The organism is Armatimonas sp. (assembly GCF_964826245.1).
The window spans coordinates 1-23,070 of record NZ_CBAYMC010000008.1 but is presented as its reverse complement, the minus strand read 5'-3'; the positions used below and the strand labels follow the sequence as shown (position 1 = coordinate 23,070).

Below are 23,070 nucleotides of genomic sequence, written 5' to 3'. Positions count from 1 at the left end.
CGTAAACGGGCGGCTGAAGCGGCCCGCTGGCGCGGCAAGACCCATAAATGGGCCTCCAGGCTCAAGAAAATTCTGAGCGAAGCCAGGCCACAAATTCGTCGAAATCACACAGCCCTTGGCTGGCGAGCCAGCGGATGCCTGAGAAATGCGTAGGATCGCTAGTTATCTGTTGGGCGTGCTCTGCAGATTCAATTCGGAGGAGCGAAGAATCTTTGTCCTCATAGCCAAAGGTAAGGGCTACGTAGTCAAGCCACGGGAGTGGAAGCGGTAGGTGACAACGGAAGTACTCCAAGCGGGTTTCTATGTTCCACAATTGGAGAAGGTCGTGCCATAAATGGATAAAATCTTGTCCTTCCCCCATGCGCCAACCAAGGCTATAGCGTTCGTAGGTTGGGTAGGCTTTCCAGGGAGGCAGTAGCTCACCATTTTCTGTGAGGTGCTCATCAAGAAGCTCTTTAAGCGCAGGATGTAAGAAACTTATCGTTGGTAAAGGAGGGGAGATGTTAGGCATTTTAGGATGGCAAAGGGGTGAGTAGATCGGCTGGGATTAGTCGGAAGAGACTGAGGCCATTGTCGGTGATGAGGTGCACGCAGAGGAAACGCGCCAGGACTTCGTCAAGCCGGGCATCCGGGTTCATGTCTGGGCCGATCTGAGCAGGTTGCGTTTGCATAACCATTGCACTGTTTTCTCTTTCTGAAATTATATCGTGGCGCACCTCGACGTACTCGATACCATCCACGGTCATGCCACCGTGAATCTGAACCTCTAGGTAGCCATTAGGCGACATCAGCTCGGCGAGAGTTCGTGGTTTGAAAAAGTGCGCTCAGTTCTCAAAAGCGGGGCACGAGATAGGCAAGAAAAAATAAAATTACTATGAACATAAAAAGTTGTTGAACTGATATTGAAAGTATGGAATGGTTCAAATCGCTTTTTCGACAGTCGTGCTCAAACGCTGTGCTGCCAATGCCAAAGGAGCTGGAGAGAAATCCAGTTCTGGAGTCTGTGTTGGCAATGACCCAGAAGGAATGGGTTGAGGAGCAGCTTACTCGGTGCTCCATTGAGCGCATGATGGAGGTGAGTGGGATTCGGGAGGCCCATATCCAGGCACTGCGCAACGCGGGTATCACCAATTTACGGATCGCCCGTGAGCGGGAGAGTTTGCCGCTGATGGGCGCAACCAACGACTGGGTACAGGACTGGCTGCGAAACTTCGTCTCCCAGCTAGAGCGTGAGTACCGCCAGCACCGTCGAAAGCTCACAAACTAAGAGGAGCGGGCTACTCTACCGTCACCCACTGCATGCCGCTGGCGGGAATGGTTACTGTGATCGTCACCGAGTAGTCCCGCTCTAGGCGGATCGTACTTGCTTTCCCTGCTCCGATTTTCAGCTTGGCACTTTTGGTGAGCCCAGCGTAGTAGAGTGGCAAGCGCAGCTCTCGGGTGAGGGGCTGGTCGGTAGGGTTGAAGAGCACGGCCATACCTTTGGTTTTGAGGCTAGGGTTGACATGGAGCACGCCGTCCCAGTCCTGGCCATCAGGGCGGCGTAGGTGGAGCACATCACTCTCAAGAATCTCACGGTGGGTTTTGAACCAGCTCACCCACGTTGCGACCAGAGCCTTGGTCTCTGGCGAGTCGTAGAGGCGCGGGCCACGGTAGCAGGCTTGTGCACCGTACCCAAGATTGTTCTGGAGGTGGCGCTCGTAGTCAGGGAGATGTTCGCGGAGCGGCTCGATGGTCGCTGCCGCGCCACCGCCTTGGTACTGCACCAGCGGCACAAACATCCAGCCCATGCTCGGGGTCTTCTCCCAGGTGCCATCAAAGAGATTCTGGCGCGCGTGGAGCACTTGCTCGGCGCGGGGCAAGCTCCAGTTGGTCTCGCGGTAGCCCATGCCGGTCTTGTTGGAGCCATTGAGGAAGTAAAAGTCCGGGACATTGAGGTAGATATTCTTGCTACGGCACCAGTGGTAGAAGTCCCGAATCTGCATAAACTGAGCCCACTGCGAGTCGGCGAGGCCTTTATGGCCGGGGTGATTTGTCGCGGAGCAGATATCGCCGGGGTAGCTGCCATCGTGCTCTAGAATATCAAAGCCTGTCTCGCTGAGAAATTTCTTGAGCTTCTCAAAGTACTCGACTCCCCACTTGCTCCCCAAACACGGGCTATTGCCAAAGATCGCCCCGTTGGGATTTTTCACATCGTGCTCATCGGAGATCCGCCGTGAGGCCAGAAGCGAGTAGCCGCCCAGACGGATTTTCTTGCTGTGGGCATAGTCGGCCAGCGCTTTGAACTTGGCGATATTCTGTGGCGAGGTATCTTCCATGTTCAGGCCACTGCCAAAGCTCAGAATCACCATCTCAAAGCCAACTTCGGCGCACTGGTCAATCGCCGTCTTGACTGTCTCCGGGTTGGTGGTTGTCACGTGGAGCAGAAGTGGATTGTCTAAAACCCAGGGAGCCAGTGAGCGGTACATCTTGCGCAGAGCCAGCCCCTTGCGCTCCCGCTCTGTAGAGTCGTGGAGGAGCAGAAATGTCCGAAAACTATCGGTGCTGGCTCCGGGGGCAAGGTCAATGTCGGGGCCATAGGGCGGGCGCACCTCCAGTAGACATGGCGTCTGGCGCTCGTAGTTGACTTGAGTCTGGTAGGCGGGGTCGGGCACGAAATGAACCGTTTTATTGGAGTTGCTCTGGCCCATCCCGCCGAAGCTGTAGTCCGTCGAGACTGAAAAATTCGGCTGCTCCCAGCGCTCGATCTTATCCACCACCGACTCAGGCTCCACAAAGGCAAGCCGCTCGCTGGTGAACGTCGTCAGTCGGACAGTCTGACTGCCCGTGTTGGTGATCGTCAGCCACTTGGCAAAAACAGGGAGGCCATCGTAGAGCTCGTAGTGAACCGTTACGGCGAGGCGGGAGGCGGAAAACCTCAAGTCCAGAGAGACACCCGAGGGAGCTGTTGCCGCCGCAAAGCGGGGAGTGGGCTTACCGACGGAGAAGCTGGTAAAGTGCAGCGCCTCAGGGCTGGTCTTGAGCTGAGGAAGCCACTCAGGCTTTAAGAAGGCTTGGTTGGGCTGCCCTGTCAGACCACCTACCGCAAGCTCTTTCCCATCAATCGTGACCAGTGCCTCGGGCCCAACCGAGCGCAGAAACGCCTCGCCTGTTAGCAAGTGGTCTAAGCGCACCGTGGCGGCATCGGGGGAGAGGCGAAAGACCCGCCGGACAAGGCCATTTTGGAGCTGAAGTGTCTTGCTACCTGCCTCTTCCTTTATCAGCACTTCGGCACGAAGCGCAGGGGGCTGGACAAGCCAGTCGGGAGTGAGTGTCATGGGGCACATTATGCCAAAAAATAGTGCTGGTAGCAAGCGGTGATAATTGGTTATTACTGCTAAACTTAAACAGAAAATACTTGACAAAAACAGAAAAAACAGCTAGGCTGTGTTGGGTAGGAGGAATACACCATGTATAGAAAATTTGCTCTGTTTGCTGTGACGTTGTCCGTGTTCTCGGTTGTTCTCATGGGCTGTCCCAAGGCGGAAGAAGCTGCTACGGATACGACTGCTGCCGCAGGTGACAAGATGGCTGCCGCAGGTGACAAGATGGCAGATGCCGGTGGTAAGATGGCCGCTGCTGGCGATAAGATGGCAGATGCTGGTAGCAAGATGGCTGCAGGCGCGATTGATACGGAAGCCATTACCAAGACAATCAATGCCGTTCCTGGTCTCGAAGGTGTCAAAGTTGTCAAGAACGACAAGGGTGAGCTGGCTCTGACGGGAACCGTTGCGAATCAGGAACTCAAGGTTAAGGCAGAAGAGCTTGCGAAAACCGCAGGTATCACCACACTGATGAACAAGATCATCACCAAATAAATTAGGAGGCAACTATGCCCTACAAGATTGATGGTTTTGATATCGATGGAATCACGGAGCCCATTTTGGGTGAGGGAACTACTTTTGTGCCGCTTGCCAATGTTGCGCAGTCCCTTGGGGGCTATGCTGACTTTGACAACGACCTGAAAGTGGCAAAGATCAAGCTAGGCGAGTACGATCTTCAGGTTCAAGCTGATAATCCCATCGTGGATATCAACGGAATGCCTCTGGAACTCCAGGCCGCGCCGTTTATTGACTCCGATATGATGTTTGTGCCGGTGCGTCTCTTTGAGAAGCTCGGCTACAAAATGTTGGTAGAGGGCTCACAGATCTCACTAGACGCCGCTTAGGCGCGAGGCGAAACCTAGGAAAGCGCTGGGGCAGAGAACTGCTCCAGCGTTTTTTGTGGGGCATGGCAACCCAATGAACGCCGCACGTGCTATGATAGCCAGACCAATGAGTCCGGGAATAAGCCACTTGGGAGTGCCTGAGACGGCATCACCTGCGAGATCATCCGCTTTGTCGGTCGCTGCTCCAACCACATTGCCTGCCACATCGTTCGGATGTTATTGACGTCTTTTGAGAGAGCTATATAGGGTATCTGCACCTGTATGAAGCGCGGTGCCGAAGATTAGACCAAGTATAGTCATCAGTGTATGTTGTGGATAGCGACTATAAAGTGACTGAACGAGGTCTAAAGGAGTGGTTTCTGGCACACCTGGCCCTAGACCTGATGCTTGGCGAATTCCCCAGAGCATCGCCCAGGACATAAGCCATGTCATGACAAGCAGATAGCCCACACGCATCAAAGGAGAGAGAAACCACGAGTGCGAGATCCACGAGCGATGGGGGATCATTTTCTGGTAGGGGTACCATAAAAAGCGCAGCGGTCCCCAGCGCTTGTAGATCGAAGAGTTTAGATCAAGATCGGGAGAGAGCAACCAGCCTGAGAACAGAGTGGAGACCACCAGCGTGCCTCCAATAGCCCCGTTTTGCGGAGCCGGGGTTAAGTACCACCAAACAGGGATAGCGATAATAGCGCCCACCAAGGTGATTTTGTCGTGGACTTTCCCGGAGGGCATGGCGAGCTACCCGGTAAACTCGCGCAGCAGATGCAGGCAGTCGGGGCTACGGAGCTTGCCCATTGCCTTGCTCTCGATCTGTCGGACACGCTCGCGGGTCACTTGCAGGTGGCGGCCTACTTCTTCCAAGGTCTGGGGAGTGCCATCGCCGCGCAGGCCAAAACGGAGCACGACAACATCCCGCTCTCGCTCGGTGAGGAGCGCTAGTGCCCTCTCTAGCTGATCACGCAGGAGCCGATGGCTCACCGCATCGGTGGGGTTCAGCGCATTGGGATCGGCTAAGAAATCAAGAGGGCAGGCCTGCTCCGAGTCCTCGCCGGAGGAGCCGTCTAAAGAGAGAGTCTCGGGGAGCGCACGTAGGGTCTCCTGAACGCGGTTAACCGGCATCTGAAGCTGAAAAGAGAGCTCCTCTACCGTGGGAGTGCGCCCTAGCTCCTGGCGCAGGAGCTGGCTGGTGCGCAGGACACGCTGGATAGACTCAATAACGTGCACCGGGAGCCGAATGGTGCGACCTTGCTCCGCCAGAGCGCGCAGGATCGCCTGGCGAATCCACCAAGTCGCACAGGTCGAGAACTTGTAGCCCTTGCGCCAGTCGTACTTTTCGACGGCACGGATAAGCCCGAGACAGCCTTCCTGAATCAGATCCGCCAGGGTCAGCCCACGGGCTTGGTAGCGGCGTGCAATGGAGACCACGAGGCGAAGATTTGCCTCTGTCAGACGCGCACGCGCGACTTCATCTCCTCGCTCGATCCGCTGTGCCAGCCGGATCTCTTGGTCCAGAGTCAGCAGGCGGCCACGCCCGATCATGTTGAGCCAGCCACCCAGGCTATCCTCAGGCATGTCGGACGACTCGTTGGAAAAGGACAGGTCGCTTACAAAAGGCATTCGTGTTTTCAAGGGCTTGCTTCACCAACCCGCTTCTTGGCACGTGTCCAAGCGGTTAGATCCATCATTTCTTCATTAGTCAAGCTAATTCCTCCTGCCAGCTTTTCTTGAATCAGACGAATATTCTGTGGAGGGTGTTTGAGAACCAGCTCATGGATACAATCACGGAGGGCCTGCTCGGAAAGTGGGGCATCCCCTGAGGTCGAGATGGTGTAATTCGAGGCGAAAAAGGCCAGCTCCTGGTCGGCAAGCTGGTCCAGTGCACGCTGGAGCGAGACGCGGCCTGAGAGCAGGGGATAGAGGGCATCCACCAGACGCTGTGCTTGTGGGTGCGCCAGAAGCTCGCTGGGAAGACAAGCCAGCGCCTGTGCGGCCCGATCCAGCTCGCGCAGAACCAAGGGCCGCCACTCGTCGGTGAGCAGGCCGCGCAGCACGGCACGTTCGGCCTTCTCAATCGCAGAGGTTGGCGGGGCAAGAGGGGCTTCGGGGCGCGGGGGGGGCTGGTTGTACCGCGAGCGCTGCTGCCAGCCGCTATTGTTATTATTTTTTTGCCAGCCACCACTACTGCCGCCTCCGTTCCCAGTTCCCGCGCCACGCTCGTAGCGAGGGCGTGGTGGGGTGGGGGTCAAGACATCCTCGCTCTGGGGGGACGTGCTACCAGGACGTTGTGAGCGCCAGCGCTGCACCTCCGCCAAGATCGAGGCCTCCGCACGCGTCCCCGAGCCAAACGACGGGTGCTGTGGTGCGAGCCGTCGCACCAGCAAGTCCAGCTCCAGTGACGAGCGCACCTCCGCCAGAATGGGAACGGCCTCACGTAAGTAGTTCATCCGGCCCTGCTCATCAGTGAGATCGAAGTGGCGCTTGAGGCCATCTATCCGAAACTCGGGGACGCCACGTGCACTGTCCATGGCTTTGCGAAAACCTGCGATATTGCCCCGTCTCAGCATGGAGTCGGGGTCGTCCCCCTCCGGCATCGCCAAGATTCGGAGAGCAAACTCGGGGCCATGCGCGGTAAACAGCTCCGCTGCCCGGAGCGCTGCCCGAACGCCCGCTTCATCGGAGTCAAAGGAAAGTAGGATATTTTTGGTGTAGCGCCCCAGGATGCGAATATGCTCATCCGTGAGCGAGGTTCCCAGAGTCGCAACCACATTCTCAATCCCGGCTTGGTGCGCCGCGATGACATCCATATAGCCCTCGACCACCAGCACCCGGTCTGCATCGCTAATCGCTTTTCGGGCACGGTTGAGGCCGTAGAGAATCCGGCTCTTGGAGAAGACAGGGGTCTCGGGCGAGTTTAAGTACTTAGGCCCGACATTGGTATCAGGTGGGAGGTCGGGGTTGGGGATGATCCTCCCGCCAAACGCCACGACGCGCTCCTGAACATCAATTATCGGGAAGATCAGTCGCCCGCGAAACTTATCGGTGAACTCGCCCTGAATTCGCCGCGAGGGAAAGTTGAGGCCCGCTTGCTCCGCATCGTCCATAGAGACACCGCGCCCCTGAAGATAGCGAGAGAGGGCGCTCCACTCGTCGGGCGCATAGCCGACCTGGAAGTTCTCCAGAGTCTCGTGGGCAAGACCGCGCTCTTTGATATAGTCTTGTGCCAGCTTTGCTTTCCCGAGAAAGTTGCGAAAAAAACGTGTGGCTTCCGCATTGGCGCTATAGAGCCGCTCTTTTTCATCGCGCTGACGAGCTGCCTCCGAAGGGTCCTGGCCGCCTTTGTAGGTAAGAGTTACCCCAGCGATGCTGGCTAAGCGCTCCGCCGCCTCGGGAAACGTGAGGCTCTCGGCCTTCATCACAAAGGCAAAGATATCGCCACCCGTTGAGCAACCACCCCAGCAGTGCCACGAGCCTCGATCGGGATCTACGGTAAACGACGCCGTTTTTTCATTATGAAAGGGGCACAATCCCTTAAACGTCCGCCCGGAGCGCTTCAGAGCCGTGTAGCGCGAGATAAACTCGACCAGATCAACGCGCTGGCGGATTTCATCTTTTTCACTTAGCTCCATGGGGAACTCATCATACCCCAAAAAGCAAAGCCCCCGGCACGAAACTTCGCGCCGGGGGCTTTCGAGATTTTCCTACTCGGTTGCGTTGATCTGAATCGCCACGACTTTGTAGATACCGTTATAGGGATCGGTGTAGCCGTTGACATACTTCATGTTCATGAGCTGGAACTCAATGTGCTGCTTAGGGTAGGAGCACACGAGGAGCTCACCACTTTTCATCACGGACTTGGGCGAACCGTAGGTTCGGATCAGGTCCTTGTAGGTCGAGCCAAGAGTGAGTCCCTTCGCACTCTTGTCATTGCGAGTACGGGGAACATAGCCCGTGATGCGAATCTGGGAGACTTTTCCTTCGGGGGAGACAAGGAAGTCGTAGCCAATAGCTTGCTTTTGCTTTTTCGCGTCGAGCGCCTTCATAGAGTAGCTCCAGGTCACTTCCTGTTGAAGTGTGGAGGAAGAGACAGTCTGGCCAAAGGCACCAATGCCGCCACCCATACTCCCAGGGCCTCCCATACCACCGCCCTCCATATCACCGCCGCCCATCATGCCACCACGACCGCCCATCATGCCGCCCATGGAACCCGACATTCCACTGGAGCCGCCCATGCTGGGACCGCCGCCCATCTTACCGCCCATCATGCCGCCCATGGAACCCGACATTCCACTGGGACCACCCATGGAACCCGACATCCCACTGGGGCCACCCATGGAACCCGACATCCCACTGGGGCCGCCCATGGAACCCGACATCCCACTGGGGCCGCCCATGGAACCCGACATTCCACTGGGACCACCCATGGAACCCGACATTCCACTGGGGCCGCCCATCTTACTACCGCCCATCATGCCGCCCATGGAACCCGACATCCCACTGGGGCCACCCATCATGCCACCATCCATACCGCCGCCACCCATCATGCCACCTTGGCCTTGCTGACCTTGACCGCCTGCTTGTGTGGGAGGACGAACCGCGACATCGCCGATTTGAATGTCGTTCGGGTTGCCGAAAATAGATAAGATGCTCTTCGCTGAAGAGTTGATGCGAATGCCCGCAAGGTTGCGCTCAATACCATCTTTTTGCGCCTGAGCGGGGTGCATTCCCGCCACCACCAGCGCCACTCCACTTAGGCATAGTGCCTTCTGAAACTTCATTAACCTCATCCTCCTAAATTCTCCCCGATCCTCAGGGAGCATCACACTTTGGACGTATTGCCGGGCATTGTACCCGAATTTTGCACAAAGTGGTATAAAACTTTCAATCGTGTCCAATTCTCTCCACACCACTATCCTAACAACTCTTCGCGACGAGCGCTCTCTTACTGACTATCTCGTTCAAGCTCGTGCCGAGCTGCGTGCTCGCTGGCTCCCCGATACCGGGGGGCGGAGCTGGGCACAGGCCCATAGCGATCTGCTCGATGCCGTCTTGCGTCGCCTGCTCGTGCTTGCCTCGGAGCGCTCGGGGCAGAGTCCTCAAGGGATTGCCCTGCTCGCCACGGGGGGCTACGGCCAGAGAGCACTCGCGCCCTACTCGGATGTGGACCTGACCTTCTTAGTGGACCGCGACGATGACCCATCGCTTCTTCGTGAGGCTTTTCGCCTCGTGATGGATGTCCTGATGGCCGGTGCCCGCATTAAAGTGGGCTATGCCTACCGCCATATCTCAGAGATCGGAGGAGATCGGCTGGATCATCAGACCCAGACTGCACTTCTCTCGGCTCGCGTGATCGCTGGCGATGGAGCGCTCTTTGCAAGGTTCGACCGCATTTATAGCCCCGGCCTTCATATTGCGGACTTTCTTTTTCGAAAAATTTCGGAGCGTGAGAGAGTTCGCCAGCGAGTCGGGGAGTCGCCGTTTGTAGTGGAGCCCGATTTAAAAGAGGGAGCTGGGGGGCTACGCGATATCCAGACGGCGCTCTGGATGGCACGAGCACGCTTTGATAAGACCGGCGACTCGCTCTGGCGGGAGCTGGTACGGCGACATATTCTGACGGCGAGTGAGAAAACTCGTCTTCAAGAGGCGCGGGAGCATCTCTATAAAGTCCGTAATCTTTTACACCTGCTTGCCAATGAGCGCCGAGAGCGACTGAGCGCGACACGGCAGGAAGAGATTGCGGAGCACCTGGGAATTCGTGGCTTAGGAGAGGTTCCTCCGGTCGAGGTGTTCATGCGCCAGCACTACCGCCATGCACAGGATGCCTTCGCTCTCTCGGATAAGATCATGCAGCGCTGCCTGGAAGCGCCTCTCGCCCTAGGCACCGACTCTGGGCTGGCGTCTCTGCGCCGCACGGTGATCGTCGCAGAGCCGCGCCGGGTGGCCGCCGATCCACACTGGCCTCTCACAGCGCTGGAGTTCTGCCAGCGCTACGAGCTAGAGCTAGCTCCCGCCACGATTGAAGCCATCGAGGAGCTGGTCGCACGCGAAGGGCTCCCCACCGAGGCAGGGACACGCTTTTTGAACTTGCTGATGCAGCCCGGCGATGCGGAGCAGACCCTGCGCCGAATGCACCGCACCGGGCTCCTGAAGGCACTCTTGCCCGAGCTGGAAGCCTGTATGGGATTGGTGCCCTACGACCCTGCACATGCCTGGACCGTGGGCGAGCACACGCTCCGAGTGCTGCGCAATCTGGTACGTCTCCGACCCGAAGCTCCACCGGATCCCGATCTTCCCGAGACGTATCGTGAGGTCTTTTCCTCGCTTGAGTCTCCGGCGACTCTCTATTTGGGAGCGCTACTCCATGACTTGGGTAAGCAGTGGCCCGTGATGCTAGACGGTACGCGTGCGCCCCATGAGCTGACGGGGGCGGAGCGTGCGGCAGCAATTAGTGAGCGCCTAGGAGCCTATCCCCAGCGCACGACAAGCGTGGTTTTTCTGGTGCGCTGGCACTTGCTGCTGGCGGAGATCTCCCGCCTGCGTGACCTAAGCCGCCCGGAGACGATCCGTGAAGTCGTGCGCCAAATTCCTGATGCGGAGCACCTGAAGATGCTCTACTTACTGACCTGGGCAGACACCTCTGCGGTTGGCTCTGGGGTCTGGACGGACATGACAGCGCGGCTTTTGGAAGAACTTTTTGGGCGGACGATGGGGGCGCTGGAGAGCGACTCGTTGCAAGCCGACCCTGATGAGGAAGCCCGGCGCTTGGATGGCTTACGGGATCGGGTTCGTCGTCGCCTCGCCTCCAAAGCGACCCACGAAGAGGCCGATGCCGTGCAGGCGCATGCCAGCGCGATGCCTGCCGCCTACTTGCTCAATATCCCACTGGAGACCATGAGCCTGCACCTGGCAATGATCGGAGCGCTCACGAGTGGCGAGGCGGAGCGTGGGGTTGTCACCGATTTGCGAACCCTTCCTGGCACCCAGCAAACGGAGCTCACTCTGGTGGCCTACGACGATCCCAAGCCGGGCTTGCTTGCCAAGATCACCGGCGTTCTCCATGCCTACGACATCCGCCTCCATGCTGCCCAAGTGTTCACTCGCCCGATGCCAAGTGGCCGCGCGATCGTGGTAGACACGCTGACGATTGACCAGCGCGACCACCCTCTGGACCGCCAGATGCGTGGCGAGCTGGCAACGGCACTGGGGAAAGTTCTCGGCGGCGAAGAAACGGTAGATGACCTCCTCACGCGCCGCCGTCGCCCGGAGCCCTCGCTGGGGACGACCCAGAACCTGCGCTTGGAGCCCGCCGACGATGAGCTAACGCTGCTGGATGTGGTCGTCCCCCGCGGCCCTGGCGCTATCCACGCGCTCCTCCGCACCGTCACCGCGCAAGGCTGGAACATCCACGCCGCCCGCCTCTCCACCTGGGCCGGCCTCATCCGCTGCGCCCTCTATCTCTCCGAAGCCACACCGGGAACGGGCGGTGATCTGAAGGCAGCGCTGAGTAGTCCCGCCGGTTAGAGTCCCCTCGATTGGAACGAGGGGACTGGAGAGCCTTCGGCTACAAAGGGCGTGCCGCCCATACAAAATTTCGAATATTATGGCCGGAATGGCCTTCGTAGCGCGTAGCGCTCTCCAGCACCGCCGCTCTAACCGGCGGTGCTACGTCCCTTTCAGATAGTCAAACACTTCTTGCGCGAGCTTGGCGCTCATTCCGGGGGCTTTGGCTAGCTCTTCCGCGCTGGCTTTTTTCATCTTGACGACACTCCCAAAGAACTTCAGGAGGTTGCGGCGGCGCAGAGGGCCGATGCCAGGGATCTCGTCTAAAACGCTCATGTTGGCGGCGCTGCCTCGGACATTTCTATGGTAGGTGATGGCCCACCGATGGACTTCATCCCGGACACGCTGCAAGAGAAAGAGAGCGGGGGCGTTGCGTGGAAACTCGATGGGCTCGTGGGCACCGGGGAGATAGACCTGCTCGAACTGTTTGGCGAGGCCGATCATGGGGAAGTCGTAGCCAAACTGCTTCATGGCGTCTTGGGCCGCCGAGAGCTGACCCTTGCCGCCATCCACGATAATTAAGTCCGGACGCTGGGTAAACTTCACATTGCCCTCGGTCATCTGCGAGAAGCGCCGCGAGAGCACCTCGAACATCATGGCAAAGTCGTTGGGGGTGTTGTCTGGGAGGCTCTGGATCTTAAAGCGCCGGTACTCGCTCTTCTTGGGCTTGCCCCGCTCAAAGACCACCATACCGCCGACGGCAAAGCGGCCCTGGATATTGGAGTTGTCGTAGGCCTCGATTCGGTTAAGGGAGTTTTCGGGCATCCCGAGCGCCACAGCTAGCTCACGGAGCGCACTGTCAATGCGGCTCTGCTCCGCCGCCGAGGCCGCCCGTAGCTGCGTTAATGCTTGCTCCGCATTGGCTGAGGCGAGCTCCATCAGGCGCTTTTTCTCGCCGCGCTCGGGCACGGAGAGGGTCACTTTTGTGCCACGTTTCTGCCGCAGCCAGCTCTCGATGATCTCTAGCTCCTCGACATGTGCGGGCAGGAGGATCTCACTGGGGACGTAGCTGGCGTCCTGGTAGTAGCGCTTGAGAAACTCGCCGGTCGCCTCCGCCACGCCGTCTTCTGCGCCGTCGAGTAAGAAGTGTTCTTGGCCAATGAGCTTGCCGCCTCGGATAAAGAACATCTGAACGGCCGCCCCGGTTTCGTCGGCGACCACAGCCATGACATCTTGGTCACCCGTCGTGGTGCTGACCACTTTCTGGCGCTCGACAATCGTGTTGATCGCCACCAATTGATCGCGTAGCTTGGCCGCCCGCTCGAACTCTAAGTTCTCTGCCGCCGTCTCCATCTTGAGGTGAATCGCCTTTGCCAGTGAGTCTTGGCGGCCTTGCAGAAAGACTTCCGTGTCTTTGACGGTCTGGTCGTAGCGCTCTTTATCCGCGAGGCCCGCACACGGCGCTTCGGGGCAGCGGCCCATGTGGTGATACAAACACGGCTTCTGCTCTTTCTTATTGGTCCACTCTTTCTTGCACGTCACCAGCGGGAAGACCCGGTAGATCAGGTCCACGGAGTCCCGTACTGCTGCGCCGTTAGTGTAGGGCCCGAAGTACTTATTCCCATCGCCCTGCTTTACGCGGCGTGTGATTAAAACTCTGGGAAACGGTTCGCTGGTGGTGAGCATGAGATACGGGTACTGCTTGTCGTCCCTCAGCCGGACGTTATATTTCGGCTGGTGCTTCTTGATCAGATTGCACTCTAAAATCAGCGCCTCCAGCTCCGTGTCCGTGAGCACCCAGTCCATGTCCACGATATGCGACACCAGCCGCCGCGTCTTGGGCGTGTGGTTGGCCGACTTCTGAAAGTACGAGCGCACCCGGTTTCTTAAATTAATCGCCTTCCCGACATAGATAATCTGCCCCTCCACATCTTTGTAGAGGTAGCAGCCAGGGTTGGTAGGTAGGTTCTTGAGCTTCTCCTCAAGCGTCAGCGGCACAGACGAAGACATGGTGAACTATTGTACCAAGTCCAGAAATTCCAGGCCGTCGTAGATTTTTGTCAGGGGAACTTGTAGGCTAAGTGCCTCGATCTCCATAATCTCGTTTATCGTTTCCCACTCTTGCGCTTGCCAGGCATCGTCTTTGCGACTCCAGCACTCCACTAAAATCCGATCTTGGGAAACAAAGACAATCGCTTTTAAGCTTGCCAAGCTACGGTAGCGCCGGAATTTTTCACCCCGGTCAAAGGCTTCCGTGGACTCGGAGAGAACCTCAAAGATAACCGTCGGATTGAGAATCGTGTCTCGACGGGCATTAAAGAAAAGTGGGGGAGAGCAGAGAATCATGGCATCGGGATAGAGAAACGTCGCCCCGATCTGAACCTTCAGCCCTTCTGCTCGGACACGGCAGGGCGAGGTCAGATGCGCCGCGCAAGCCGTGACAAGATTGGTCGAGAGCTGATTGTGCTCGTCGGACATCCCTGCCATGGCATAGATGCTCCCTGCGACATACTCATAGCGCTCGGTTTGAGCCTTCTCCCAGGCCAGGAACTCCTCAAGACTCAGTAACTTTTCCGCCGTCGCCATGAGGCTATTTTACCTCAACTCGATTGGGCAATGAGCTTCGCCACTAACGCCGTCCAGCCGGTCTGGTGGCTTGCACCGAGGCCCGCGCCACTGTCGCCGTGGAAGTACTCGTGGAAGAGGTAGTGGGGATGATCCGGCTCGCACTGGATGAGCGAGACTAGCCTCTGGGAGATATCTGTGGCGACTCCCCAGAGATCGGTGCCGCCGATCTGAAAGCTGGTGCCGTAGGCGTAGTCGAACTTTTGTAGCGATTCGATTAGCAGGTAGTTGAGCGGGAGCCAGACCGGGCCGCGCCAGTTGGAGTTGCCGCCAAACATCCCGCTGGTGGAGTCGCCGGGGTCGTAGGCGACTCGGTACTCCTGATGGCCCACCGTGAGGGTGAAGGGGTGGAAGCGGTGCCACGCCGAGAGCGAGCGGATGCCGTGCGGCGAGAGGAACTCTGCCGGATCAAGAGCGCGGGTGAGGATGCGGCGCAGACGCTCTGGGCCGACCAGCGAGAAGATCGCCCGCTCGTTCTGGCCCGGCGACGCAAGGTGCGCGGCTTCGGCGCAGAGCTCGGGCTTGTTCTGGAGAAACCACTTGATGCGCTTGGTGAAGTTCGGAACGCCCTCCAGCGTCTTGCTATCAAACACCTCTACCGCAAAGAGCGGAATCAGGCCTACAATCGAGCGCACCGGCAGGCGGCGGGTCGAGCCGTCGGGCAGGCGCAGGGCATCGTAGAACCAGCCGTCGGCCTCATCCCAGAGCACGCCGGAGTGGTTGAGAGCGTGGGCGATATAGACAAAGTGCTCCGCGAACTTAATCGCGACGTCTTCGTAGGCCAGATTGGTCTTGCACAGCTCTAAAGCAATCGCGAGCATGTTGAGGCTAAACATCGCCATCCACGCCGTGCCATCGCACTGCTCCAGCGAGCCGCCCGTGGGGAGTGGCGCACTTCTATCAAAAACCCCGATATTATCCAGCCCTAGAAAGCCGCCCTCGAATAAGTTATTGCCCTGAGTGTCTTTGCGGTTCACCCACCAGGTAAAGTTCAAAAGAAGCTTGTGAAAGATGCGCTCTAAGAACGCCGTGTCGCCGGGCTCATCGCGGCGCTTGCCCTGGCGCTTGCGCTCGATCCGATAGACACGAAGTGCGGCCCAGGCATGAACTGGCGGGTTCACATCGCCGAAGGCCCACTCGTAGGCGGGGAGCTGGCCGTTGGGGTGCATGTACCACTCGCGGCAGAGCAAGAGCAGCTGGTGCTTGGCAAAGTCCGGATCTATGAGCGCGAAGGGGATCATGTGAAAGGCGGTGTCCCAGGCAGCAAACCAGGGGTACTCCCACTTGTCCGGCATCGAGAGAATGTCAGCGGCATTAAGCGTATGCCAAGTACTGTTGCGCTGGGCCTCTCGCGCCTTGGGAGGTGGCGGCTGAAGCGGATCGCCCTCCAGCCAGAGGTCGACGTCGAACTGGTAGTACTGCTTGGTCCAGATCAGCCCGGCAAACGCCTCACGCTGCACTTGCTTGAGTGTTTCCGTTGCCTCAGGAGGCGCGAGCGTGGCGTAGTAGTCGTCTGCCTCCTGCTTGCGCTGCTGCATCACACGCTGCATGGGGATCTCCCTCTCCGAGGTGGCTTGCTTCAGGCGAAGCCACACCGATGTACTGGAGTTTGCGGGAACCATGTGCTGCTCCACAAAACACGCTTTTGTTCCCGTGTCTTGGGTCTCACAGCCATTCAAAGCCTGAGAGATAAGCTTCTCGTTGAAGGCATCTTTCTTATTGTGTGGACTCTCTAAGCTATTCCAGAGCCTATGCTTATTGCTCTCGTTCTCGGTCAACCAGAGAGGCAAGTCATGCTCTGCTTCAAGCGTATAAACCCCCAGCTTCTCGTGCTCTGCTTGTAGCAAAGAGCTACTGAGGCGCGTGAGAGTCGGGCGATGCGTCTCAGGGGACCAGCTCCAGGTGTTGCGAAACCAGAGCGTCGGCAGAATCCAGAGTGGCGCTGGCTCCGGCCCGGCGTTATGCGCCGTGATACAGATCACGATGTCGTCTATCCCGGCCTTGGCATACTCCACGGTTACATCAAAGTAGCGGCTCTCGTCAAAGATCCCCGTGTCGGTCAGCTCGTACTCCGTGGAGTGCGGATCACTCTTGCGCCGGGCATTCTCCGTGATCAGCTGCGAATAGGGGAAAGCCCGCTGCGGATAGCGATAGACATATTTTAGGTAGCTATGACTCGGTGTGGCATCGGCGTACCAGTAGAGCTCTTTCACGTCTTCGCCGTGGTTGCCCTCGCCGTTGGTCAGCCCAAAGAGGCGCTCTTTTAAGATCGGGTCTTGCCCATTCCAGAGTGCGACGGCAAAACAGAGCTGCTGGCGGATGTCTGAGATCCCCGCGATGCCGTCTTCGCCCCACCGGTAGGCACGGCTGCGGGCATCATCGTGGGGAAAGTACTCCCAGGCGCTTCCATTGGGGCTGTAGTCTTCGCGCACCGTGCCCCACTGCCGCTCCGCCAGATACGGCCCCCAGAGTCGCCATGTCTTTGGTGTGCCTGCCATCTCGGAAATGCGTTGTTGCTCAGCCGTCATGTGAAAAATTCTACCTCTATTCTTGGGGGGCTAGGGCGGAGGATCTCTTGCCCCATCGGAAAGAGCTCTACAGGCTAAGTCCCGACTCAACCAGGCGCTGGACGGTTCCTACCGCTTTCTCGATTTCCTCGGGAGTGGTATGCCGTCCTAACGAGAACCGCACCGCACCGAGAGCACGCTCACGGGGGACACCCATCGCGGTAAGCACGTGCGACGGATCAATACTCCCCGACGAGCACGCCGAGCCCGACGACGCACAGATTCCCCAGAGGTCCAGCGCCAGGAGCATCGTCTCGCCATCGGGCTTGACAAACGAAAGATTGATATTGCTGGCCAGCCGCTCCGTTGGGTGACCATTGAGAAAAGCTTGTGGGAAGCGGGTGATAAACGAGTCTCGCAGTGGCAGGAGCCGCGCCGTCGTTGCCTCGCGCCACTCAGGGAGCAAAGAAACTGCCTTCCCAAAGCCGACAATCCCGGGGACATTCTCCGTGCCGGGGCGTTTCTGGCGCTCTTGGCTTCCCCCATGAAAGAGCGGGGAGCACTTGACGCCACTTTTAATATAGAGCGCTCCGACCCCTTTGGGCCCATAGATCTTGTGCGACGACACACTCATCAAGTCCACTCCAAGCGCCGTGACATCCAGCGGCAGCGCCCCGAGGGTCTGTACCGCATCGGTGTGAAAGAGCGCCCCGCGCTCGTGCGTGAGCTTTGCCAGCTCCACAATGGGGTTGATCGTCCCCACTTCGTTGTTGGCGTGCATCACCGAGACCAGCGCCGTTTTATCGGTCAGTGCCTCGGCGAGCGCTTCGGGGTGCAGCATCCCAAACTCGTCCACGGGAACGATCGTGACCTCAAAGCCCAGCTCACGGGCAAAGAGCGCGGCATCCAGAACCGCATGGTGCTCGGCGGGGTTGGTGATCAGATGGTTGCGGCCCTGCTCTTTGGCGGCCATCAGCACGCCAAAAAGGGCGAGGTTATTGGCCTCGGTGCCGCCTGATGTAAAGTAGATCTCCCCCGACTCCGCCCCGATTGCCGCTGCGAGGACATCGCGGGCATTGTCAAGAGCGCGTCGCACCTCTTGGCCCACGCGGTGAACCGACGACGGGTTCCCAAAGCTCTCCCCAAGAAAGGGCAGCATTGCCTCACGGACGAGAGGGTCAGTCGGTGTCGTGGCGGCGTAGTCGAGGTACAGTGCAGCTTGGCTCATAGAAGAAATTATACCCTGAGAAAACAAATGCAGACAGTCTTATTTTTCCGCCCCTCCAACCGGCGGTGTCTCAAGTGGATAGATATGGTAGAATCTCCGGGTGAACACACGTTCGTCTAATTCCTCTTCGTCTCTTCATTCGCATATCGTGGTTCGTGGCGCTCGCCAGAACAACCTTAAGAACTTCGATATTGACATTCCGCGCGATCGGCTGGTCGTGATTACCGGGCTCTCGGGCTCGGGGAAGTCGAGCCTCGCGTTTGACACGCTCTTTGCCGAGGGGCAGCGGCGCTATGTCGAGTCGCTCTCGGCCTACGCGCGGCAGTTTCTGGGGCAGATGGACAAGCCCGATGTGGACCAGATCGACGGCCTCTCGCCTGCCGTTTCGATCGATCAAAAGAGCACGTCGAAAAACCCCCGCTCCACGGTGGGCACGGTCACCGAGATCTACGACTATTTACGCCTGCTCTTTGCCCGCGTCGGTACGCCCCACTGCCCCAAGTGCGGCAAGCCCGTCACCCAGCAGCAGCCCAGCCAGATCGTGGACGTGGTGATGGCCATGGACGAAGGCACGCGCCTGCAGGTCCTTGCGCCGATTATTCGTGGCCGCAAGGGCGAGTACAAAAAAGAGCTTGAAGAGCTTAAAAAAGAGGGCTTCGCGAGAGTTCGCGTAGACAGCACGGTCTATGACTTAGAGAGCGTCCCAACCCTAGACCGCTACAAGCAGCACGACATTGATATTGTCGTGGATCGCATTGTGGTCAAAGCGGGCGTTGAGAAGCGCGTCGCGGACTCTGTCGAGACGGCGCTCAAGCGTAGCAAGGGCCTGGTCGGGGTGGAGATTGTCGGCGGCGAGGAGCTGCTTTTCTCCGAGAACTTTGCGTGTACCGCCTGCGGCATCTCACTGCCCGAGATCGAGCCGCGCACGTTTTCCTTTAATAGCCCCTTTGGTGCCTGCGAGACCTGCCACGGCCTCGGCACCCAGTCCGAGTTCGACCCAGAGTTAATCGCCCCGGATCGCGAGATGAGCATCGGGCAGGGCGCGATCAAGTACTTTGTCTATAAATCGGGCAAGGAGATCATGAGCGAGGGACGCACCGCGCTCTTTGCCGCCGTGGCCAAGAAGCTGGGCTTCACGATGGAGACCCCGCTCAAGAAGCTCACCGAGGCGCAGCTGGAGTCGCTCTTTAAGGGCATCAAGGGCAATGTCACGATGGAGTCCAAGAACCGCTTCGGGCGCACGCGGCACTTCGACACGGACTTTCCTGGCGTGATTGCGATTATGGAGCGCCACTGGACGGAGACCAGCTCGGACTACATCAAGCAAGATCTGGAGCAGTACCGAAGAAACAACCCGTGCCCCGCCTGTAAGGGCCAGCGCCTCAAGCCCGCCGCGCTGGGCGTGCTTTTTGGTGGTAAGAATATCTCGCAGATCACGGCGTACTCGATTGCTGCCGCCGTGGACTTTGTCGAGAGCCTTACTCTCACGGCCCGAGAGCAGCTGATCGCACGGCAGATCTTAAAAGAGATCGGGGCACGGCTTGGGTTCTTAAAAAACGTCGGGCTGGGCTACTTAACCCTCGACCGTGCGGCGGGCTCGCTCTCCGGCGGCGAGGCGCAGCGCATCCGCCTCGCCACCCAGATCGGCTCCGGTCTGATGGGCGTGCTCTACATCCTCGACGAGCCGAGTATCGGCCTGCACCAGCGCGACAACTCAAGACTCATTGAGACGTTGATTCGCTTGCGCGATCTAGGCAATACGATCTTGGTGGTCGAGCACGATGAAGAGACGATGGAGGCCGCCGACTGGCTGATTGATATCGGCCCCGGCGCGGGGATTCACGGCGGCTACGTGGTGGCGCAAGGCCCGCCCGCGCTGGTGAAGGAGTCGCCGGAGTCCATTACCGGGGCCTATCTCTCCGGGCGCAAGAAGATCCAGCCGCCCGCCGAGCGCCGCAAGGGCGACGGACGTTCCTTAACCATCGTCGGGGCGCGGGGTAATAACCTCAAGAACGTCACGGCGCAGATTCCCTTGGGCACGATGACTGTTGTCACCGGCGTCTCGGGCTCGGGCAAGTCCACGCTGATCCAGGACACGCTCTACCCGCGCCTGATGAACGAGATCTATCGGTCGCACATGGTGCCCTCACCGCACACAGGGATCAATGGGATTGAGTTTTTAGAGAAAGTCATTGACATTGACCAGTCCCCGATTGGCCGCACGCCACGCTCCAACCCCGCGACCTACACCGGCACCTTTGATCTCATCCGGGATCTCTTCGCCGCCACCCCCGAGGCAAAAGTGCGCGGCTACGGCCCCGGACGCTTTAGCTTCAACGTCAAAGGCGGGCGCTGCGAGGCCTGCCAGGGCGACGGGATCTTAAAAATCGAGATGCACTTTCTCCCCGATGTCTACGTCCCGTGCGAGGTCTGCAAGGGCGCGCGCTACAGCCGTGAGACGCTGCAAGTGACGTATAAAGGCAAGAACATCAGCGATGTCTTAAACATGTCGGTCGGGGAGGCCGTCGAGTTCTTCGAGGCCGTTCCGCGTATCGCAAGAAAAGTCAAGACCATCGCCGATGTGGGCCTGGACTACATCAAGCTCGGCCAGCCCGCCACCACGCTCTCCGGCGGCGAGGCGCAGCGCGTCAAACTCGCCACCGAGCTCTCCAAGCGCAGCCACGCCGCGACGATCTACATCCTCGACGAGCCCACCACCGGCCTGCACTTCGCCGATATCGAAAAGCTCCTCACCCTCCTCCAGCGCCTGGTAGACGCTGGAGCCACCGTCCTCGTGATCGAGCACAACCTCGATGTCATCAAGTGCGCCGACTGGGTGCTCGACCTCGGCCCCGAAGGCGGCGACGGCGGCGGCGTCATCGTCGCCACCGGAACCCCTGAAGATATCGCAAAATGCGACGCCAGCCACACCGGGCGCTACTTAAAGAAAATGCTGTAAAGTACTATTATGCCGCCATTTCCTGGAATGAACCCCTACTTGGAGAGCGTGGAGCTATGGCACAACTTGCACCACGCCCTGATTACCTGCATCGCGGGGGAACTTAACCAAACTCTTCCCGATGGCTTCGCTGCCGAAATGGAAGAGCAGGTTTATCTTCTGCCGCCCCAAGACTCGGTCTACCCCGATGTTGCTGTCGTTCGTCGCCCCGTTTCCGGGCCTGTCTTTGCGACTGCACCTGCTACTTCCTCAGGAGGCGTGGCTCTTGCTCCCTCGCCTTCGCTTGAGATTCGAGTCGAGCCGCAGGAAATTCACACGTCGCGGGTGCGTGTCGTGACCACGCGGGGACGGCACGATGTTGTGGCCTTTATCGAAGTTCTCAGCCCGACGAACAAAGAAGGGGAGGGCCGCGAGGAGTACTGGGCAAAGCAGACAGAGCTACTCGATAGTGACACGCACTTACTGGAAATAGACCTCCTGCGTGGCGGCAAGCACACTGTCGCCATTCCTGCCTCAACACTCGCCGAGCAAACCGGCTTCTGGGACTACGTTATCTGCCTTCACCGCGCGGGAAATGGCCCTGTCTACCAGTGCTGGCCCTTCACCCTCCGCGACCCGCTTCCCGTTGTGGTCGTCCCGCTCACGCAAGGCCACCCGGATATTGCCCTCAACCTCCCCGCGATCTTTCAGCAAGCCTGTCGCCTTGGCCCCTTCGCCCGCGTCGTGGACTACTCTGTTCCCCCCAAACCGCGCCTCTCGCCTAGCGATGCCGCGTGGGCTGAGGAGTTGCTGTATAGCTAGAAAAAAAGAAAATACTGTAAAGTAGAGCCATGACACTGACGATTGAAAAACCTGAAACCGAAAAGCGTCTTCTTGCCTATGCCAGTGCGCGAGGAATCTCTCCCGCCGAAGCGCTCGATGTCGCTCTGGAGGCCCTAGCCTCGCTACTCGATGATCCTGAGACAGATCGGCCTCTCACATCCGCTGAACTGGAAGCTCTTGGGCGAAGCATTGCTGACGCCGATGCAGGCCGCGTTATCTCGGGTGAGGCGCTCTTCGCCGAACTTCGCGCTGCATGAGAGCCGTCGAGCCGCTGGCACTCTCTGCTACCAATGAGGCACGACGGCAGATTGTTTCAGCACGCACCTGGCTTCGTGGATTTGGAGCTGGGGTCGAAAAACGCTTCACTACGGCATTGGAGCGAGAACTCACAGGACTCTGTCAGCGCATTGCTCAGCAGATCGCGGACAAGAAACCTTTCAACCCTGACGAGCAAGCCTCGCTCGCATTTTCGCGAGCCATCTACCGTCACCGTTTTCAGACAGGCAAGACACGCACCAGACGTAGCAGTAGCGGTGTCTGGTTTCTTCTCTACGAGCTACGTGATCAAAACAGTGATGGCGTCGCCGACACCATTCAACTTCTCGGTGTGCACCATGCCGCGTCTCGCCCACTTTGGGAAGAGCCGCAAGAGGGCGTCGAGCAATAGCCGCCACCGTCTTGATGATTGAGTACAACCTCGATGTCATCAAGTGCGCCGACGGGGTACTCGACCTCGGCCCCGAAGCCAGCCACACCGGGCGCTACCTCAAGAAAATACTGTAAAGTACAGTCATGACAAAAGTGTTAGTGACGGGGGCAGCGGGAGTGGCGGGGCGCGAGACGGTGCGGCAGCTGCTGGCGGCGGGCTACGCGGTGCGGATGGCGGATGTGTCAGCGCCGAGTGAGACGTTTATCGGCGCGGAGTTTGTGCGCTGCGACACGCGCTCGCCACAGGATGCTGAGGCGGCGGTGGAGGGCTGCGACGCGGTGGTGCATCTGGCGGCGTGGCACTGCGCCCATATTCCCCCGGTGAGCGATGCGACGATCTTTGCGGTGAACGTGGACGGGACGTTCTATGTTCTTGAGGCGTGCGTGAAGTTCGGGGTGAAGGCCGTGGCGTATGCGTCTTCGATGGCCTACGGGCACGGGTGTGTGTACTCGGTCACCAAGGTCATCGGGGAGGATCTGTGCCGGACGTGGCACCACCGAACCGGCAACCCGATCA

General features: G+C 58.7%; 20 protein-coding genes. 9 read left to right on the top strand and 11 right to left on the bottom strand.

Going from position 1 to position 23,070, the window contains the following annotated elements; translation table 11 throughout:
• Positions 1-61 precede the first annotated feature (61 nt).
• Both AC1XOS_RS01855 and AC1XOS_RS01850 read right to left on the bottom strand, forming a co-directional pair.
• Complete coding sequence (locus AC1XOS_RS01855) at positions 62-511, bottom strand: hypothetical protein (protein WP_481960513.1); 450 nt, start codon at positions 509-511, stop codon at positions 62-64.
• A gap of 1 nt (position 512) precedes the next feature.
• A complete protein-coding gene (locus tag AC1XOS_RS01850; RefSeq protein ID WP_481960512.1) occupies positions 513-671 on the bottom strand; it encodes a hypothetical protein in 159 nt (52 codons plus the stop codon).
• Positions 672-1,012: 341 nt separating this feature from the next.
• Here AC1XOS_RS01850 and AC1XOS_RS01845 point away from each other — a divergent pair, with 341 nt between their 5' ends.
• Entirely contained in the window at positions 1,013-1,267 is a 255-nt protein-coding gene (locus AC1XOS_RS01845; protein WP_481960511.1) for a hypothetical protein, read from the top strand.
• A gap of 10 nt (positions 1,268-1,277) precedes the next feature.
• Here the strand turns inward: AC1XOS_RS01845 and AC1XOS_RS01840 are convergent, their stop codons facing one another.
• On the bottom strand, positions 1,278-3,317 hold the full coding sequence (locus AC1XOS_RS01840; protein WP_481960510.1) for an alpha-amylase family protein: 2,040 nt from the start codon (positions 3,315-3,317) through the stop codon (positions 1,278-1,280).
• A 159-nt stretch (positions 3,318-3,476) separates the two neighbouring features.
• Here AC1XOS_RS01840 and AC1XOS_RS01835 point away from each other — a divergent pair, with 159 nt between their 5' ends.
• Together AC1XOS_RS01835 and AC1XOS_RS01830 are read left to right on the top strand one after the other, a co-directional pair.
• A complete protein-coding gene (locus tag AC1XOS_RS01835; protein ID WP_481960509.1) occupies positions 3,477-3,857 on the top strand; it encodes a BON domain-containing protein in 381 nt (126 codons plus the stop codon).
• A gap of 14 nt (positions 3,858-3,871) precedes the next feature.
• Positions 3,872-4,207, top strand: coding sequence for a copper amine oxidase N-terminal domain-containing protein (locus tag AC1XOS_RS01830; RefSeq protein WP_481960508.1), 336 nt, complete (start codon positions 3,872-3,874; stop codon positions 4,205-4,207).
• Positions 4,208-4,423: 216 nt separating this feature from the next.
• Here the strand turns inward: AC1XOS_RS01830 and AC1XOS_RS01825 are convergent, their stop codons facing one another.
• From AC1XOS_RS01825 to AC1XOS_RS01810, 4 genes are all read right to left on the bottom strand, one after another.
• Positions 4,424-4,939, bottom strand: a complete 516-nt coding sequence (locus tag AC1XOS_RS01825; RefSeq protein ID WP_481960507.1) for a metal-binding protein — start codon at positions 4,937-4,939, stop codon at positions 4,424-4,426.
• Between the two features lie 6 nt (positions 4,940-4,945).
• On the bottom strand, positions 4,946-5,779 hold the full coding sequence (locus tag AC1XOS_RS01820) for a sigma-70 family RNA polymerase sigma factor (protein WP_481960506.1): 834 nt from the start codon (positions 5,777-5,779) through the stop codon (positions 4,946-4,948).
• Between the two features lie 53 nt (positions 5,780-5,832).
• Positions 5,833-7,833, bottom strand: a complete 2,001-nt coding sequence (dnaG, locus tag AC1XOS_RS01815; RefSeq protein WP_481960505.1) for a DNA primase — start codon at positions 7,831-7,833, stop codon at positions 5,833-5,835.
• A gap of 72 nt (positions 7,834-7,905) precedes the next feature.
• Positions 7,906-8,982, bottom strand: coding sequence for a hypothetical protein (locus AC1XOS_RS01810; RefSeq protein ID WP_481960504.1), 1,077 nt, complete (start codon positions 8,980-8,982; stop codon positions 7,906-7,908).
• A 109-nt stretch (positions 8,983-9,091) separates the two neighbouring features.
• Here AC1XOS_RS01810 and AC1XOS_RS01805 point away from each other — a divergent pair, with 109 nt between their 5' ends.
• Positions 9,092-11,725 (top strand): [protein-PII] uridylyltransferase family protein, encoded by a 2,634-nt coding sequence (locus AC1XOS_RS01805; protein WP_481960503.1) that lies wholly within the window; start codon positions 9,092-9,094, stop codon positions 11,723-11,725.
• Positions 11,726-11,866: 141 nt separating this feature from the next.
• Here the strand turns inward: AC1XOS_RS01805 and uvrC are convergent, their stop codons facing one another.
• From uvrC to AC1XOS_RS01785, 4 genes are all read right to left on the bottom strand, one after another.
• Positions 11,867-13,714 (bottom strand): excinuclease ABC subunit UvrC, encoded by a 1,848-nt coding sequence (gene uvrC, locus AC1XOS_RS01800; RefSeq protein WP_481960502.1) that lies wholly within the window; start codon positions 13,712-13,714, stop codon positions 11,867-11,869.
• Positions 13,715-13,720: 6 nt separating this feature from the next.
• Complete coding sequence (locus tag AC1XOS_RS01795) at positions 13,721-14,290, bottom strand: Uma2 family endonuclease (protein WP_481960501.1); 570 nt, start codon at positions 14,288-14,290, stop codon at positions 13,721-13,723.
• A gap of 14 nt (positions 14,291-14,304) precedes the next feature.
• A complete protein-coding gene (locus tag AC1XOS_RS01790) occupies positions 14,305-16,857 on the bottom strand; it encodes an MGH1-like glycoside hydrolase domain-containing protein (RefSeq protein ID WP_481960500.1) in 2,553 nt (850 codons plus the stop codon).
• Between the two features lie 67 nt (positions 16,858-16,924).
• Positions 16,925-18,064, bottom strand: a complete 1,140-nt coding sequence (locus tag AC1XOS_RS01785) for a cysteine desulfurase family protein (RefSeq protein ID WP_481960499.1) — start codon at positions 18,062-18,064, stop codon at positions 16,925-16,927.
• Positions 18,065-18,164: 100 nt separating this feature from the next.
• Here AC1XOS_RS01785 and uvrA point away from each other — a divergent pair, with 100 nt between their 5' ends.
• From uvrA to AC1XOS_RS01760, 5 genes are all read left to right on the top strand, one after another.
• On the top strand, positions 18,165-21,023 hold the full coding sequence (uvrA, locus tag AC1XOS_RS01780; protein ID WP_481960498.1) for an excinuclease ABC subunit UvrA: 2,859 nt from the start codon (positions 18,165-18,167) through the stop codon (positions 21,021-21,023).
• Between the two features lie 9 nt (positions 21,024-21,032).
• Positions 21,033-21,824 (top strand): DUF4058 family protein, encoded by a 792-nt coding sequence (locus AC1XOS_RS01775; RefSeq protein WP_481960497.1) that lies wholly within the window; start codon positions 21,033-21,035, stop codon positions 21,822-21,824.
• A gap of 29 nt (positions 21,825-21,853) precedes the next feature.
• The gene (locus tag AC1XOS_RS01770) at positions 21,854-22,102 is read left to right on the top strand and encodes a hypothetical protein (RefSeq protein ID WP_481960496.1); all 249 of its coding nucleotides are present in this window, start codon (positions 21,854-21,856) and stop codon (positions 22,100-22,102) included.
• Positions 22,099-22,512 (top strand): hypothetical protein, encoded by a 414-nt coding sequence (locus AC1XOS_RS01765; protein WP_481960495.1) that lies wholly within the window; start codon positions 22,099-22,101, stop codon positions 22,510-22,512. Before AC1XOS_RS01770 ends, AC1XOS_RS01765 begins: the two co-directional genes overlap by 4 nt.
• Positions 22,513-22,637: 125 nt before the next feature.
• Positions 22,638-23,070, top strand: a 433-nt coding sequence (locus AC1XOS_RS01760; protein WP_481960494.1) for an NAD-dependent epimerase/dehydratase family protein, incomplete at its 3' end; no start/stop codon positions are given.